Source organism: Streptomyces sp. NPDC048506, assembly GCF_040651315.1.
Lineage (GTDB): Bacteria > Actinomycetota > Actinomycetes > Streptomycetales > Streptomycetaceae > Streptomyces.
Genome location: NZ_JBEZIX010000079.1, coordinates 20,254 through 34,834, shown reverse-complemented (window position 1 = coordinate 34,834; position 14,581 = coordinate 20,254). Strand labels below are relative to the sequence as shown.

General features: G+C 72.6%; 14 protein-coding genes and 2 pseudogenes. 8 read left to right on the top strand and 8 right to left on the bottom strand.

Features of this window, described 5'->3' with window-relative positions; genetic code table 11:
• Both AB0C96_RS40055 and AB0C96_RS40050 read left to right on the top strand, forming a co-directional pair.
• Window positions 1-279 (top strand): annotated as a pseudogene (locus AB0C96_RS40055) (carbohydrate ABC transporter permease); the annotation flags it as partial.
• On the top strand, window positions 276-1,268 hold the full coding sequence (locus AB0C96_RS40050) for a zinc-dependent alcohol dehydrogenase family protein (RefSeq protein WP_362924863.1): 993 nt from the start codon (window positions 276-278) through the stop codon (window positions 1,266-1,268). The pseudogene AB0C96_RS40055 and the gene AB0C96_RS40050, both read left to right, overlap by 4 nt.
• A 28-nt stretch (window positions 1,269-1,296) precedes the next feature.
• Here AB0C96_RS40050 and AB0C96_RS40045 read toward each other — a convergent pair whose 3' ends face one another.
• The 3 genes from AB0C96_RS40045 to AB0C96_RS40035 form a co-directional block, all read right to left on the bottom strand.
• On the bottom strand, window positions 1,297-2,310 hold the full coding sequence (locus AB0C96_RS40045) for a winged helix-turn-helix domain-containing protein (RefSeq protein WP_362924861.1): 1,014 nt from the start codon (window positions 2,308-2,310) through the stop codon (window positions 1,297-1,299).
• A gap of 163 nt (window positions 2,311-2,473) precedes the next feature.
• Entirely contained in the window at window positions 2,474-2,962 is a 489-nt protein-coding gene (locus tag AB0C96_RS40040) for an NUDIX domain-containing protein (protein ID WP_362924859.1), read from the bottom strand.
• A gap of 4 nt (window positions 2,963-2,966) precedes the next feature.
• The gene (locus AB0C96_RS40035) at window positions 2,967-4,523 is read right to left on the bottom strand and encodes an ATP-dependent DNA ligase (protein ID WP_362924858.1); all 1,557 of its coding nucleotides are present in this window, start codon (window positions 4,521-4,523) and stop codon (window positions 2,967-2,969) included.
• Window positions 4,524-4,691: 168 nt separating this feature from the next.
• Between AB0C96_RS40035 and AB0C96_RS40030 the strand changes: the two genes are divergently transcribed.
• A complete protein-coding gene (locus tag AB0C96_RS40030) occupies window positions 4,692-5,324 on the top strand; it encodes a histone deacetylase (protein WP_362924871.1) in 633 nt (210 codons plus the stop codon).
• 93 nt (window positions 5,325-5,417) lie between these two features.
• Here AB0C96_RS40030 and AB0C96_RS40025 read toward each other — a convergent pair whose 3' ends face one another.
• Window positions 5,418-6,242, bottom strand: coding sequence for an HAD-IIA family hydrolase (locus AB0C96_RS40025; RefSeq protein ID WP_362924857.1), 825 nt, complete (start codon window positions 6,240-6,242; stop codon window positions 5,418-5,420).
• Between the two features lie 156 nt (window positions 6,243-6,398).
• Between AB0C96_RS40025 and AB0C96_RS40020 the strand changes: the two genes are divergently transcribed.
• The gene (locus tag AB0C96_RS40020; protein ID WP_362924856.1) at window positions 6,399-7,706 is read left to right on the top strand and encodes a phosphoribosyltransferase family protein; all 1,308 of its coding nucleotides are present in this window, start codon (window positions 6,399-6,401) and stop codon (window positions 7,704-7,706) included.
• A gap of 83 nt (window positions 7,707-7,789) precedes the next feature.
• Here AB0C96_RS40020 and AB0C96_RS40015 read toward each other — a convergent pair whose 3' ends face one another.
• Window positions 7,790-8,113, bottom strand: a complete 324-nt coding sequence (locus AB0C96_RS40015) for a putative quinol monooxygenase (RefSeq protein WP_362924855.1) — start codon at window positions 8,111-8,113, stop codon at window positions 7,790-7,792.
• Between the two features lie 403 nt (window positions 8,114-8,516).
• On the opposite strand from AB0C96_RS40015, the gene AB0C96_RS40010 reads away from it, so the two are divergent.
• Entirely contained in the window at window positions 8,517-9,737 is a 1,221-nt protein-coding gene (locus AB0C96_RS40010; protein ID WP_362924854.1) for a serine hydrolase domain-containing protein, read from the top strand.
• Window positions 9,738-10,167: 430 nt separating this feature from the next.
• On the opposite strand, the gene AB0C96_RS40005 is transcribed toward AB0C96_RS40010, so the two are convergent.
• Window positions 10,168-11,376: a 4-hydroxybenzoate 3-monooxygenase gene (locus tag AB0C96_RS40005; RefSeq protein WP_362924853.1), complete on the bottom strand. Its 1,209-nt coding sequence runs from the start codon at window positions 11,374-11,376 to the stop codon at window positions 10,168-10,170.
• A gap of 279 nt (window positions 11,377-11,655) precedes the next feature.
• A complete protein-coding gene (locus AB0C96_RS40000) occupies window positions 11,656-12,342 on the bottom strand; it encodes an isochorismatase family cysteine hydrolase (protein ID WP_362924852.1) in 687 nt (228 codons plus the stop codon).
• Between the two features lie 57 nt (window positions 12,343-12,399).
• Here AB0C96_RS40000 and AB0C96_RS39995 point away from each other — a divergent pair, with 57 nt between their 5' ends.
• The 3 genes from AB0C96_RS39995 to AB0C96_RS39985 are packed head-to-tail and all read left to right on the top strand — an operon-like array spanning window position 12,400 to window position 14,047.
• A complete protein-coding gene (locus AB0C96_RS39995) occupies window positions 12,400-12,912 on the top strand; it encodes a PadR family transcriptional regulator (protein WP_362924870.1) in 513 nt (170 codons plus the stop codon).
• A 46-nt stretch (window positions 12,913-12,958) separates the two neighbouring features.
• Window positions 12,959-13,471: a hypothetical protein gene (locus tag AB0C96_RS39990; RefSeq protein ID WP_362924851.1), complete on the top strand. Its 513-nt coding sequence runs from the start codon at window positions 12,959-12,961 to the stop codon at window positions 13,469-13,471.
• Between the two features lie 18 nt (window positions 13,472-13,489).
• Window positions 13,490-14,047, top strand: coding sequence for a hypothetical protein (locus AB0C96_RS39985; RefSeq protein WP_362924850.1), 558 nt, complete (start codon window positions 13,490-13,492; stop codon window positions 14,045-14,047).
• Between the two features lie 263 nt (window positions 14,048-14,310).
• On the opposite strand, the pseudogene AB0C96_RS39980 reads toward AB0C96_RS39985, so the two are convergent.
• Window positions 14,311-14,505, bottom strand: a pseudogene (locus AB0C96_RS39980) (helix-turn-helix domain-containing protein); the annotation flags it as partial.
• Window positions 14,506-14,581 lie beyond the last annotated feature (76 nt).

Here is a 14,581-nt window from a genome sequence, read left to right as displayed (position 1 = left end):
CTCCTCCGCATCGTCGCCCCCGTCGCCATGCCCGGCATCGCCGCCACCGCCCTGATCTCCTTCATCTTCAGCTGGAACGAACTCCTCTTCGCCCGTGTCCTGACCGGCGTCGTCGCCGGCACCGCCCCCGTCTTCCTCACCGGCCTCGTCACCAGCCAGGGACTGTTCCTGGCAAAGGTGTGCGCCGCCGCCACCGTCATCTCCCTCCCCGTCCTCATCGCCGGATTCGCCGCCCAGGACAAACTCGTCCAGGGCCTGTCTCTTGGAGCCGTGAAATGAAAGCCGCAGTGATCAGCGCCCCCGGCAAGGTGGAGATCGCCACCGTCGCGGACCCCGCGCCCGGCCCGCGCGAGGTCGTGGTCCAGGTCGCCGCGTGCGGCCTGTGCGGAACCGATCTGCACATCCTCCAGGGCGAGTTCGCGCCCACCCTGCCCGTCGTTCCGGGCCATGAGTTCGCCGGGACGGTCGTGGCGACCGGCAGCGCCGTCACCGAGCTCGCCGAGGGCGACCGGGTGGCGGTCGACCCGTCCCTCTACTGCTTCGAGTGCCGCTACTGCCGCCTCGGCCGCAACAACCTGTGCGAGCGCTGGGCGGCGATCGGCGTGACCACGGCCGGCGGCGCCGCCGAGTTCGCGGTCGCCCCCGTCGCGAACTGCGTCCGGCTGCCCGACCACGTCCGCACCGAGGACGCGGCGCTGATCGAGCCGCTCTCCTGCGCGGTACGCGGCTATGACATCCTGCGCTCCCAGCAACTGGGCAGCCAGGTCCTGATCTACGGCTCCGGCACGATGGGCCTGATGATGCTGGAGCTCGCCAAGCGGACCGGCGCCGCCGGCGTCGACGTCGTCGACGTCAACCCCCAGCGGCTGGCCACCGCCCGCACCCTCGGGTGCAGCAACGCGGCGGACTCCGCCGACGCGTTGGACCGCCCGTACGGGTGGGACGTGGTCATCGACGCCACCGGCAACGAGCGCGCCATCCAGGACGGGCTGGGCCGGGTCGCCAAGGGCGGTACCTTCCTCCAGTTCGGTGTCGCCGACTACGCCGCCCGCGCCACCATCGAGCCGTACCGCATCTACAACCAGGAGATCACCATCACCGGCTCGATGGCCGTCCTGCACAGCTATGAACGCGCCGCGGAGCTCTTCGCGGCCGGCGTCCTCGACCCGGACGTCTTCATCAGCGACCGGCTCCCACTGGACGACTACGCCGAGGCGTTGGAGCGGTTCCAGGCGGGCCGGGGCCGGAAGATCCTGGTGCGGCCGTAGCCGCAGGGGGCTCCCGCCTCCTCGGCCCCTAGTACGGCAGGCGTGCGGACGCGAGTTCGCCGTGCAGCAGCGCCGTGCCGAGCGGGGTGAGGGCGTGGACGACGCAGCCGCCGTCACGGCGGCTGCGGACCAGCTTGGCCTCGCGCAGGGCGCTGACGTGCTCGCTGGCCGAGGGGGCGGAGACCCGGAGCCGGCGGGCCAGTTCACCGGTGGTGGCCGGCGCGTCCAGGGCGGCGAGGACACGGGCCCGGGTACGGCCGAGCAGGACCGAGAGCGCCTGGGGGTGGCGGCTGCCGGAGGTGTCCGGCGCCCAGGCCGTGGGGTGCTCCACGGGGTGGACCAGCACCGGCGGCAGGCCCGGGTCGGCGAGCGCGATGGGCCTGCGCCAGCAGAAGTGCGAGGGGATCAGGCGCAATCCGCGTCCGCGCAGGTGCAGGTCGCGTGGGTAGGGGTAGTCGACGCACAGCACCGGCGGCTCCCAACGCAGCAGCGGCCGGAAGGTGTTGAGCATCCCGTCGACACCGCCGTGGCACAGGCTGCGGGTGCGGGCCCCGCGGTCACCGTCCACCGTGGCGGCCGCCCCCGTCCAGTCGGGGGCGATCACCGCGCGGTGCACCTGTCGGAGCGCGGCGACCAGTTCGTCGAGCGGCTCCCGGCTGCCGGAGGCCAGCGCACGGTACCAGCGCGGCAGCCGGGCCGGCAGTGCGGCGCGGGCGGACTCCGCGACCAGCCGCGCCCCGGGTGTGTCCCGGACCGCCGCCAGCCCGGCCCGCAGACCGTCGCGGGCCGCATCCGGGGTGAGGAAGTCCGGGAAGTAGCGGGCATCGGCCGGGGCCAGCCCGCTGATCAGCCGGGCGGCGCGGGTCAGGCCCCGCTCGTCCAGCTCCCGGCGGGCCCGGTCGCGCCAGGACGCGTACACCGGCGCCCCGCGTCCGGCCGGTGCCAGCTGGTGCATCGCCAGCACCGTTTCCCAGAGCGGATCGGGTTCCGCGGCGATCCGCACCCGCGCAAGATCGCGGTCCTCGAAGTGGATACGCAACATGCGGCCCCCGCGGCATGCTCATGACCCTGTTGCCCAGAGCCCCCCGTTGTGGGGCCTACCGTACGGCCCCGCCTCAGCCTGCCCGGCGCGCAACGGCAGTGTCCAGGGCGGATTGTGTCCCGGAGCGTGCACGCGTGGTGCGGGGCGGGGCGCACGGCGCCCGTCAACCGCCGGTGGGCCCGGCCCCGTCCGCCAGCTGGTCCGCCAGCCGCTCCAGGAAGACCTGCTGCCCCTTGACCATGCGCTCCGCGGCGTCCCCGGGGGCGAACCACGCCACCCGGTCGATCTCGGGGAAGCTGCGGACCGCACCGGACCCCCGCGGCCACTCCATCTCGAACGTGCCGGGCACGATCCGCTCCGGGGCGAGATCGCTCTCGACCGCCCAGACCGTCACCACCTTGCCGTTCGCCTGGCGGGTCTCCCCCAGGGGTACGTACGGCCCCTCGGGCGGCGGCATCCCCAGCTCCTCCTCGAACTCCCGCCGCGCCGCGTCCCGCGCCTCCTCCGGCGGGACGTACTCGCCCTTGGGCACGGACCAGGCGCCCGCGTCCCGCCGGGCCCACAGCGGCCCGCCCATGTGCCCCAGCAGCACCTCGACGCCGTTCCCGCCACGCCGGTACAGCAGCAGTCCGGCACTCCGCTTCTCCGTCATGGAGCTACTCTTCCCCCAGCTCGCCTCCGGCGTGCACGGCGAGCACCGTGTCCACCGTGTCCGCCTCCGCCGCGGTCTTGTCCTCCCGGTAGCGCACCACCCGCGCGAACCGCAGGGTCACCCCCGCCGGGTAGCGCGAGGAGGTCTGAAGTCCGTCGTAGGCGATCTCCACGACGAGCTCCGGACGGACCGTCACCACATGGCCGTCGTCCGCCACCGCGAGCTCCTGGAGCCGCTCGGTCTGCCAGCCGAGGGTGGCGTCGGTGAGTCCCTTGAAGGTCTTGCCCAGCATGACGAATCCGCCGTCCGGTCCGCGCGCGCCCAGGTGGAGGTTGGACAGCTTCCCGGTGCGCCGCCCGTGGCCCCACTCCGCCGCGAGCACCACCAGGTCGAGGGTGTGCACGGGCTTCACCTTCAGCCATGCGGCACCCCGGCGGCCGGCGCTGTACGGGGCGTGCAGGGCCTTGACCACCACGCCCTCGTGGCCCCGGCTCAGGGTCCGGTGCCAGAACGCCTCGGCGGCCGCGCGGGCCCCGGCGTCCGCCGGGTCCTCGACCACGCAGCGGCGCACCCGCAGCCGCTCCGGAACGAGCCGGGCCAGCTCCCCGTGCCGCTGCGCGGCGGGCAGTTCCAGCAGGTCACGGCCGTCCACGTACAGCGCGTCGAAGAAGACCGGGGACAGCGGCAGCGCGGCGCACGCGGCGGAGACGTCGACCCGTGAGCCGAAGCGCCCCGCGACCCGTTGGAACGGCACCGGCCGGCCCGCGTCGTCCAGGGCGATCACCTCGCCGTCCAGGACGAAGCGCGCCGCCGGCAACTGCCGGGCGAGCGCGGTCACCTCGGGCAGCCGGCCGGTGACCTCGTCCAGGGTCCGGGTGTGGATCCGGACGTCCTCGCCGTCCCGGTGCACCTGGACGCGGATACCGTCGAGCTTCTCCTCCACCGCGCACGCGCCCAGTCTGTCGATGGCCTCGGCCACTGACGCGGCGCTGTGCGCCAGCATCGGGCCGACGGGGCGCCCGACGGTCAGCCGGAACTCCGCGAGCGCCGTCGGGCCCTCGGCGAGCAGTGCCCGAGCCACATCCTGGAGCGAACCCGCCAGCATCACCGCCCGCCGGACGTCGGCGGCGGGCACCTCGGCCGCCGCGGCGAGCCCCTCGACGGCGAGGGCGTCCAGCGCGCCCTGCCGCACCTCGCCGGTCAGCAGCCCGACCAGGAACCGCTGCTCGTCCTCGGTCGCGGCGGCCAGCAGCTCCCGGACCCGCCGGCGCCGCTCCCCCTGCGCCCCGACCCCGGCGACCTGCGCCAGGCCGGTCAGCGCGGCGTCCACATCACGTACGGTCAGCGTCGCCCGGTCCGCGGCGGGGACCGGCTCGCGCAGCACGCTCCAGCCGACCCCGATCCTCCCCTGGGGCAGCCGCCCGGCCAGGTACGGGATGACCAGGGGTGCGTCCTCGGGCGCCGCGTCCCGGAACAGCGCGGCCAGCAGCGCGGTCTTCCGCGAACGCGCCGAGGTCGCGGCGACCGCACGGGACGCCTGGGCGAGGGCGGCCAGCAACATAGGGCCATGGTGCGCCCGCGGCGGCGCCGTCGCAGCCGTGTGGCGACCACCGCGTAGCGTGGGCCCGTGACCAGGCCCCGACGCCTCGAAGCGTGGCGCGGCACCGCCGAAGCCGTCCGCACCCTGAGCCGCACCCGCCGCCTCTGGTACGCGGCGTACGGCTCCAACATGCACCTGGACCGGCTGACCTGCTACCTCGCCGGCGGCCGGCCGCCGGGCGGGCGGCACAGCACCCCCGGCTGCCGGGACCCCCGTCCCCCGGCCCGTACCACTCCGGTGATGCTGCCCGGGCTGATGTACTTCGCCACCGAGTCCGAGACCTGGGGCGGCGGCCGGGCCTTCTACGACCCCGACCGCCGCCCCGACCTCCAGGGACCGGCCGAACTTCCGGCCCGTGCCTACTTGGTGACGGCCTCTCAGTTCTCCGACATCGCGGCCCAGGAGATGTACCGCGCCCCGGGTGAGGACCTCGACCTCACCGAGGTGCTGATGCACGGCCGGGCCCGGCTCGGCCCGGGCCGCTACGAGACGCTGGTGTGCGCCGGGCTGCTGGACGGCTACCCGGTGCTGACCTTCACGGCCCCCTGGAGCAGCACCGACCCCGGCGTGGGCCTCAATCCGCCCTCGGCGGCCTACCTGGAGCACATCGCGGCCGGCCTTGTCGCCGCCCACGGATGGAGCCCGCTCCGGATCGCCGACTATCTGGCGAGCTGCCCGGGCGCCCGCGGCCACTGGACGGCCACGGAGATCGCGGCGCTGCTCGGCCCCCCGGGCACACCCGGCGCCTCGGGCCCGCCGTGATCCCGCGGGCGGCGGGCGGTCCGGCGCTCCGGCCGCCGTGGTCCGGCGCTCCAACCGACATGGCCCGGCGCTCCGGCCGCCGTAATCCGGCGCTCACCGTGCGAGCAGGGCGGGCAGATCGGCGAAGGAGTCGAGCACGTGGTCGGGTCTGCCGTCGGCCGCCCGGTGCGTCTCCGGCAGGTACTTGCCGGTCTTGACGAGCACGCCGGTGATCCCGCAGCGCTGGGCCGCGAGCACGTCGGACTGGATGTCGTCGCCCACCATCAGCGTCTGCGCGGCGTCGACGCCGAGGTGGGCCAGCGCGGTGGCGAAGAACGTCGCGGCCGGTTTACCGGTGACCACCGCCTCGACCCCGGCCGCCCGCTCCAGCCCCAGCAGGAAGGCCCCGGTGTCGAGGTCGAGCCCGCCGGCCGTGCGCCAGTACAGGTTGCGGTGCATGGCGACCAGGCGGGCACCGCGCTGGAGGTGCCGGAAGGCGCCGTTCAGCGCCCGGTAGCTGAACTCCGCGCCCGCCCCGCCGAAGATCACCACGTCCGGCGCCGGCCGCCCCCCGTCCGCCGCCCCGCCCGCCTCCTCGTCGGCCCCCTCGGCGGGCTGCACGATCTCCACGCCCGCCAGATCGTCCCGGACGTCGCCGCTGCTGATCAGCAGACAGCGCGCGCCCGGATGGTGTTCCCGCAGGTAGGCGGCGGTGACCGCGGGGGCGGTGAGGATGTCGTCGGGCACGACCGGAAACCCCTCACCGGCCAGTCTCGCGGCGATCACGGCGCGGGTCCGGGAGGTGGTGTTGGTGACCAGCGCCAGCGGGAGCCCGGCGGCCCGCAACCGTTCCATGGCCTCGACGGCGCCGGGCAGCGCCTTCCAGGACACCGTGAGCACCCCGTCGATATCGATCAGAACCGCTCCGATTCCGTTCATACGCCGACGGTAACCACGGCTCGCCGCGCCCGCGCACGGCCCGCACCACCGCCCGGTGGTGCGGGCCACCCGACTTGCGTGCGCCCGGCATCTGCGGTTTGGTCGAAGTGAGGTGTGGACGTCGCTTCCGTCTCCCCTGGGTAGGGGGTGCACACTGTGCTGTTCACCGACCGCGTGGACGCGGGGCAGCGCCTCGCCGAAGCGCTCCGGCACCTGGAGGGGGAAGATCCGGTCGTACTGGGCCTGCCTCGGGGCGGGGTCCCGGTGGCCTTCCAAGTGGCGCGCGCGCTCAAGGCGCCGCTCGATGTGATCGTGGTCCGCAAGCTGGGCGTCCCCTACCAGCGCGAGCTGGGGTTCGGCGCCATCGGTGAGGGCGGCGTACGGGTGATCAGCGACGACATCGTCCGCCGTGGCCGACTCGACCAGGACGACGTGGAGTCCGTGGAGCGGGCCGAACAGGCGGAACTCGCACGCCAGGCACACCGGTTCCGGGCCGGCCGGACGCGGCTGCCGCTCGACGGTCGGACCGCGATCGTGGTGGACGACGGGATCGCCACCGGCGCCACCGCGGCCGCCGCCTGTCAGGTGGTACGGGCGCAGGGCGCGTCCCGTGTGGTGCTGGCCGTGCCGGTGGCGCCACCGGACGCGGCCGAGCGACTCCGCACCAAGGCCGATGAATTCGTCTGCCTGTCCACGCCGTTCGGCTTCTCCGCCGTGGGCGAGTGGTACCGGGACTTCTCCCAGACCCCGGACGACGAGGTCGTCTCCCTGCTGGCGCAGGCCGCGCGCGGGGCGGACACGGAGGCGCTGACCGATCCGGACGCGGAGGCCGATGTCGACGTGGAGGAAGAGGTGGCGATCGACGCCGCCGGCGTCCGGCTCACCGGGGACCTCAATCTGCCGTCCGGCGCCAAGGCCGTGGTGATGTTCGCACACGGCTCCGGCAGCAGCCGCCACAGCCCACGCAACCGGCTGGTCGCCGCCGCCCTGAACCAGGCGGGCCTGGGCACCCTGCTCTTCGATCTGCTCACACCGGCGGAGGAGGCCAACCGGGCGAACGTCTTCGACATCGAAACCCTCGCCGGGCGGCTGACCGACGCCACCGCCTGGCTGCGCGGCCGGGTCTCCGTCCCGATCGGCTACTTCGGGGCGAGTACCGGCGCGGCGGCGGCGCTCCGGGCGGCCGCCTCCCCCAGCTCCGACATCGGTGCCGTGGTCTCCCGCGGCGGCCGGCCCGACCTCGCCGGGCCACTGCTCGCCGGGGTACGCGCGCCGACGCTGCTCATCGTCGGCGGCAACGACCCCCTGGTCCTCGACCTCAACCGCGAGGCTCAGGCGGCGCTGCGCTGCGAGACCCAGCTCGAAGTCATCCCCGGCGCCACCCACCTCTTCGAGGAGCACGGCGCCCTCGACCAGGTCGCCGTCCTCGCACGGGACTGGTTCCTCGGGCACCTGGTCGGATAGCCGACCGGGCCGTTCGTCCGCGGCGGGCCGGCCGGTCGAAGACGAACGGCGGGGGGTGCGGCCGTCGGCCGTCGGCGAGCCGCTCAGTCGATGCTGAGTTCGCCCATCGCGCTCCAGCCGTCCGCGCCCTCGATGCCGGTGCTCACGATGTCGGGGGTGCGGCGCAGCAGGGGGCGCATGGCTTCCAGACCGGCCCGGAAGTGGTCGGAGTCGACGTGCGCCTCGCCGGTGCCGTCCTTGAACGCCTCGACCAGGACGTAGGTGTGGGGGTCCTCCATGCTGCGGGACCACTCGAACCACAGGTTGCCGGGTTCGGCGCGGGTGGCGCGGGTGAAGGCTTCGACGTGCTTCGGCCACTCCTCGGCGTGCTCGGGCTTGACGGGGAACTTGACGACGATGAAGATCATCCGTCGATGATAGGCCATCCGGGAAATTTGCCATGAAGCGGGGCAATTTCCCGGCCGCTCCGCGTCCCTGACGCCGGCCCGTCACATGCGCCCGCACCGGGAGTACGGGACGGCTCGGGGTTCGGGATCAAGGTTCAGGGTTCGTGGCTCGGTCCTCGGGGTTCGTGGTTCGTGGTTCGTGGTTCGGGGTTCGTGGTTCGGGGTTCGTGGTTCGTGGTTCGTGGTTCGTGGTTCGTGGTTCGTGGTTCGCGCACGCTTCCGCTGCCGATTCCGATTCCGCTTCCGCTTCCGCTTCCGCTTCCGCTTCCGCTCGGGCACGTCCGGGACGCCTCGGGGGTGACTCAGGGGCGCATCAGGGAAAGCCCTGAAGGCAACGCGACCCGGGCTCGGGAAGCTGTTGCACATGACTTCTGACTCCGTGAGTTCCCTGTCCCGCAGGGCAGTTGTGGCTGCCGCCGTGTCCGGTGCCGCGGTCGTCGCGACGACGGGAACCGCGCACGCCGCCGCCCGCCCCGCCGCGGCAGGACCGTCCCGCCGGCCGGCCCGCCGTCCCGCGACCGCGGACACCACGCCCGTCCCTCCGCTGAACGTGTCCGCGCTCCGGGCCGCCGTCCATGACCTGGAGCATCCACGGCTGACCGCGGCGCAGTTGCGGGTGAGCGGCTCGGCGGGCCGGTGGTACGGCACCGCGGGCGTCGCCGACCGTGCCGACGGCCGCCCGGTCCATGAACGAGACACCTTCCGCATCGGCAGCATCACCAAGGTGTTCGTGGCGACGGTGGTCCTCCAGCTCGCCGCCGAGCGCCGGCTCACGCTGGAGACGCCGGTGCAGCGCCATCTGCCCGGTCTGCTGCCGGCCGACTTCCCGCCGATCACGGTGCTCCAGCTGCTGAACCACACCAGTGGACTCCCCGACGAGCAGGGCGTACCGGACCTGTCCACGCCGGAGGCCATCGCCCGGCACCGCTACGACCGGTGGACGCCCCGTCAGATCGTGGCGACCGTCGGACACGGCCCCATGAAGTTCACCCCCGGCACCAAGCAGGAGTACCGGGGGATCAACTACGTCCTGCTGGCGCTGCTGATCGAGCGACTGACCGGACGGCGGTACGGCGAGGTGATCGGCAGCCGCATCCTGCGCCCGCTGGGGCTGCGGCACACCTCCGTGCCCGGCAACGACGTCCGGATCCACGGGCCGCATGTGCACGGCTATATGAAGATGACGAACGGTTCCCTGCTGGACATCACCGAGTACGACCAGTCGGAGGCCTGGGGCGAGGGCGAGATGATCTCCCACACCGCCGACCTGGACCGCTTTCTGACCGCCTTGTTCTCCGGCGAACTGCTACCGCCGCGCGAGCTGCGGCGGATGTTCACCCTCCCGCCGGACGAGGTGCGGATGGTGGACGGAACCCCGGCCCGCTACGGCGCCGGACTCCAGACCGTCACGGTCAACGGCATCACCTTCTGGGGCAAGACCGGCGAGCGCTACGGCTACGCCTCGGCCATGGTCGCGACCGTCGACCAACAGCGCCGCGCGGTCTTCTCGTTCAACCCCGTCCGACGCGACGCCACCCAACTCCAGGCCACTATGCGCATAGCCGAGGCCCTGACGAAGGCGTAGCGACAACTCCGGCGAAGGCCCGGGGACGGCAGAGGCGCAGGGGGCTCGGGACGGCACGCGGCAGAAGTCGACGCACGGTGGTGCAGGAGTTCGGGGCGGCGCACGGCAGTCGACGCACGGTCGGAGGTCCGGACACTGACCGGGGGGTGGTTTGCCCTGTGCGCGGTTGACCGCTATCCCCCACGGCGCCGCCGCGGGCTCCCGGTATCCGCGCGGACACGCACGGGTACCGGGAGCTCACGGTCACCCTGGGGCCAGGGCCGGTCGCGGTCCTCAGCTCAGCACTGGGGACGCTTGCCGTGGTTGGCGCCCTTGCGGCGGGACTTCTTCTTGCGACGGCGCTTGGAGGACATGACGGTCTCCCTTCTCTCCTCCACTCAACTCTGCATTTCGCCGAATTTCTACCACTTCGCGGAGGCCGCCGTCGGCGTTACAGGTCGGCTTCCTCCCCGATGTACAGCCCGGCGAACGCCTTCGCCGCGGACTCCGACGCCAGCAGCCGGCGCAGCCGGGCCGAGGCCGTGCCGGCCCGGAACCGGTCGCCGGACGAGGCGCCGTGCAGCACCTCGGACAGCCACTGCGAGAACTCCAGGTACTGCCACACCCGCCGCAGACAGGCCTCCGAGTAGCCGGCGAGGCCGCTGTCGTCGCCGCGGTGGTGCGCGATCAGCGCATCGGCGAGCAGCAACGCGTCGTTGAGGGCGAGGTTCATGCCCTTGGCCGCTATCGGCGCGACCAGGTGCGCCGCGTCGCCCGCCAGGTAGAGGCGGCCGTACGCCATGGGCTCCACCACGTAGTTGTGCATGTCCAGGACCACCTTCTCCACCAGCGGACCCTCCGTCAGCGGACGGGCGCCGGACGCGGCGAGGCGGATCCGCAGCTCGTCCCACACCCGGTCGTGCGGCCAGTTCCCGGGGTCCTCGCCGGGGGCGACCTGGAGGTAGTAGCGGGTGACGTCGGGGCTGCGGGCCATATGGGCGCCGAGCCCGCGCTCGTGGATGCCGAAGACCACCCCGTCGGCGGAGGGCGGCGCCTCGGCGAGCAGCGCGAGCCAGGCGACGCCGTGGTCATAGCGGGTGAGGACCGCCCGCCCGTCGGGTATCGCCGCCCGGGTCACCCCGCGCGCGCCGTCACAGCCCGCGATGAGGTCGCACTCGATGAGGTGCCGGGCACCGGTCGAGGGGTCCCGGTACGACACGGCGGGCCGCTCGCCGTCGATGTCGTGCAGCTGCACGTCCCGCACCCCGAAGCGGGCGTCGCCGGCCGCCCGGTCCACGTACGCGGCGACGAGGTCGGTGACCAACAGCGGCTGCGGATAGACGAAGTGACGGCGCCCGGACAGCTCCGCGGTCCGCACCGTGTGCCGGGCACCGCCGAACCGGAACTCGAACTCGGCCTGGGTCTCGGCCCGTTCGAGCAGCCGGTCGGCGAGACCGTGCCGGGCCAGCGCCCGCACCGCCCACTCCTCCATGAAACCGGCGCGCGGCCGCTGCTCGATGAACTCCCGGCTCTCCGCCTCCACCAGCACACAGTCGACTCCCGCCGCGCGCAGCAGATTCGCGACGGTGAGCCCGGCGGGCCCGGCGCCTATGACGGCGACCGACGTGCGCGTGCGGGTGGGTATGGCAGGAGAGGACACGGCGCGCGGTTCCCTTCGGTACACGAGAAAGCTCGCACGCAGTATGGCGGTCGCCCCCGACCCCTCCCACGGCGGGGCCGGTCGCCGTTCCCGCACACGGAGTTGGCGGCCGCCCCGTGGGCATGGGTGCCGCGCGCACACCGCGCCCCGAAGTATGACGCCCCGCCACATGGGTCGCTGACCTGCGCGTTCCTACCTGCTCACGGGGTGCGTCAGGAGGCTGATGGACGGCAGGCGCTGGGACGTTCACGGGGTGGACCGATCCCAGCTGATGCCGCATCAGACAACGTTCGCCCGCTCCTCGTGCCCTGCCGCCGGGGTGGCTGCGGCCAGTCGGTTGGCGATCTCTTCGGCGGTCAGTACGAGTGCGAAGCCCTTGCGCAGGACGGCGAGTTCGGGTTCGTGCCGGGATTCGTCGTCTGTGGCCGTGACGTCGGATCCGAAGACGACCTTGTAGCCCCGTTCGTATGCCTGCCGGGCAGTGGTGCCGCAGCAGTAGTTGGTCAGCGTGCCGGTGACGATGACCGTGTCGCGGCCGAGGTTGCGGAGCATCGTGTCGAGCGGGGTGTCGTAGAACGCCCCGTAGGAGGGCTTGCGGATCACGGCCTCGTCGGGTCGGCGGCCCATCGGGTCCCACACCGCGGCAGGGCCCGGCCGGCGCCAGTCGGTGTCGGCATGCGGAAGGAAACGCAAGGCGTGCGGCCGGTCCAGTCCGAGATGGGTGTCGTCGAAGATGGTCCACAGCACCGGGACGGAGGCGGCCCGGCATTCTTCGGTCAGCTGCCGGAGCCGGGGCGCCATCCGGGTCGCCGCGGGCACCCAGTAGGGACTCCAGCCGGGCCGGACGAATTCGTCCTGCATGTCGATGACCAGCAGCGCCGCCCGTTCGGGCCGAATGTCGAACGCTGCCCGTCCGCGCTCGTAAGCGTTGCGCGCCCGCGCGGTCACCCATTCCTCGGTGTACATCATCCCCACCCTTACATCGATTCGAGGTACCTCGTTTCGATGTGCGAGAGTAGCAACATGCTCGAACTCGCGATACTGGGATTCCTGGCCGAGGGGCCGCTGCACGGCTACCAACTGCGCCACCGGATAGCGCACTTGTCCGGCCATGTCCGGCCGGTCAGCGACGGCAGCCTCTACCCGGCGATCAACCGGCTGGTCGGCGCCGGGCTGCTCGACCGGCGGACCGAACCGGGCGCTTCGGCCGCTCAGCGGCACACCCTGAGCCTGACCGACGTCGGCCACGGCGAGCTGCTGCATCGGCTCCGGGATGCCGACGGCCTGGACATCAGCGACAGCACCCGGTACTTCACGGTCCTGGCCTTCCTCTCTCATCTGCCCGACATCGCTGACCAGCACGCGGTCCTGCGCCGCCGGCTGGAATTCCTGGAACAGCCCGCGAGCTTCTTCCACGACGGTGACCGCCCGCTGGGCGTCGACGACACCGACGACCCCTACCGGCGCGGCATGCTCACCATCGCCCGCGCCACCAGCCGCGCGGAACGCTCCTGGCTGCGCCAGGAGTTGGCCTGAGGCCGCACAGGAACCACCCCCGCGCTCGCCCACTAGAGTCCGGATCATGGAACCCCCGGTCATAGCAGCCCTCATCGCCTCCGCGGTCGCCATCGCCACCAACGCAGGAGGCTGGGCCGTGTCCATCCGGCAAACCAGTCGACAAGCCGACAACGAGCACAAGCAGTGGCGACGCGAAACACGCCGCGACGCCTACGCCGAACTACTCGCCGCCATGCAGAACGTGAAATCAGTGTTCGACCACGCCTTCCGCACCCAGGACGAGAACAGCGACGGCAAGTTCACCCCAGAGATGACCGCGGCCCTGCACACCCTCCACGAGAAAGCCGCCATTGCCCGCTTCGAAGACCCCGCCGGTATGGGCCACTTCGCCAAGCGGTTCATCGCCTACGGACAAGAGCTCTCCGAGAACTGGGAGATCCTCCCCACCATCGCGGCGAGGGGCGCAACCCACCTCACGGGCGGTGCGCCTTGGCGAGATGAAACCGAGGTCAAGTACCGCGCCGACCTGGAGGAGTTCGTGGCCACCGCCGGAAAAGCCCTGCAAGACCTCGACTGACCACACCAAGGGGGACCCATGGACGAGGGCAAGGCAGCCTTGTACGCGGCCATCGTCGGATTCGCCGCAGCCGTCATCGGAGCCGCCGTCGGAGGATGGGCCAGCTGGCGAGCAGCGCGACACAGCGCCGACGCGGCCGTGAGGGCGGCCGTCGAGCAGGTCAAAGGGCAAGCGAAGAACGAGCACGCCCACTGGATTCGGCAAGAACGGCTGCATGCCTACCGGATCGTTCTGCAAGCCTGCACCGACTTCATGGCTGTCGTCCAACGGTTCGAAACCCAAGTCCTGGCCGGCAGAAACACTGACGAGCTGCCTCAACTCCTGGAGCAATGCCTCCGTGACGTTGAACTGTCCACCGGCTCACTCCACCTTTTGGGGCCGTCTTCAGTGCATGCCGCAGCGTTGCGTCTGCTCGCAGAAGCCGACTCGACCGTAGACGCCTTGAGAGGGTTGCAATCCCTCGGGAGCGTCACGGAGGCAGCAAACGAGCTCCGATGCCGCAAAGCACTGGCCACACAGGCCGCTCTCGCGTTCACCGATGAATGCCGGGCCGTCGTCGGAACCGCCGGCGACTGAGCTCCTGTGTGACCCGGCCCTCCGCGCACGCGATGCCCCGCTCACCCCGGCCTGAGCGCGCCTCCGCCGGCACCGGGCCGAGCGGATGGTCGGCCGGCCGGGGCGAGGTGCGGCGAGGAAGGCGATGTCCGGCGGGGGCACGGCGGACCGTGGGACGCTCCGGGAGACGGGCAGCGGGCCCGCCGCGCCCCCGTCGGACGTCGGTGGCACGTGGGTCCACGTTGCCGCAGTCCGTCGGGCCGCGCACCCGGAGCGACGGCCCATTACTCCTCCGTATCGCGTGCCACGGCGGCGGAGAGCCGGTGCAGCCGCAGCGCCGGCTGGATCTCCAGGGCCCGCGCCGGTGTCTGCCGGTCGGGTCCCAGCAGGCGGCCGATCCGGTCCAGGCGCCGGGCGCCGGTGTTCACATGGACGTGCAGCTCGTCCTTGGTGCGGGCCGGGCTCATCCCGCAGGCGAAGCAGGTCCCGAGGGGGGACACCGGGCCGGGGCCACCCGGTGTACCGGGGGCGGCGGGAGGGTCCGGGGTGCCGATC

Coding starts and splice junctions, on each gene's coding strand:
- AB0C96_RS40015 (WP_362924855.1), bottom strand. CDS start 8,113: ATGATCTTCATCGTCGTCAAGTTCCCCGTCAAGCCCGAGCACGCCGAG.
- AB0C96_RS39990 (WP_362924851.1), top strand. CDS start 12,959: ATGGAACCCCCGGTCATAGCAGCCCTCATCGCCTCCGCGGTCGCCATC.
- AB0C96_RS39995 (WP_362924870.1), top strand. CDS start 12,400: ATGCTCGAACTCGCGATACTGGGATTCCTGGCCGAGGGGCCGCTGCAC.
- AB0C96_RS40000 (WP_362924852.1), bottom strand. CDS start 12,342: ATGTACACCGAGGAATGGGTGACCGCGCGGGCGCGCAACGCTTACGAG.
- AB0C96_RS40010 (WP_362924854.1), top strand. CDS start 8,517: ATGACTTCTGACTCCGTGAGTTCCCTGTCCCGCAGGGCAGTTGTGGCT.
- AB0C96_RS40035 (WP_362924858.1), bottom strand. CDS start 4,523: ATGTTGCTGGCCGCCCTCGCCCAGGCGTCCCGTGCGGTCGCCGCGACC.
- AB0C96_RS40045 (WP_362924861.1), bottom strand. CDS start 2,310: ATGTTGCGTATCCACTTCGAGGACCGCGATCTTGCGCGGGTGCGGATC.
- AB0C96_RS40040 (WP_362924859.1), bottom strand. CDS start 2,962: ATGACGGAGAAGCGGAGTGCCGGACTGCTGCTGTACCGGCGTGGCGGG.
- AB0C96_RS40025 (WP_362924857.1), bottom strand. CDS start 6,242: ATGAACGGAATCGGAGCGGTTCTGATCGATATCGACGGGGTGCTCACG.
- AB0C96_RS39985 (WP_362924850.1), top strand. CDS start 13,490: ATGGACGAGGGCAAGGCAGCCTTGTACGCGGCCATCGTCGGATTCGCC.
- AB0C96_RS40030 (WP_362924871.1), top strand. CDS start 4,692: ATGCACCTGGACCGGCTGACCTGCTACCTCGCCGGCGGCCGGCCGCCG.
- AB0C96_RS40050 (WP_362924863.1), top strand. CDS start 276: ATGAAAGCCGCAGTGATCAGCGCCCCCGGCAAGGTGGAGATCGCCACC.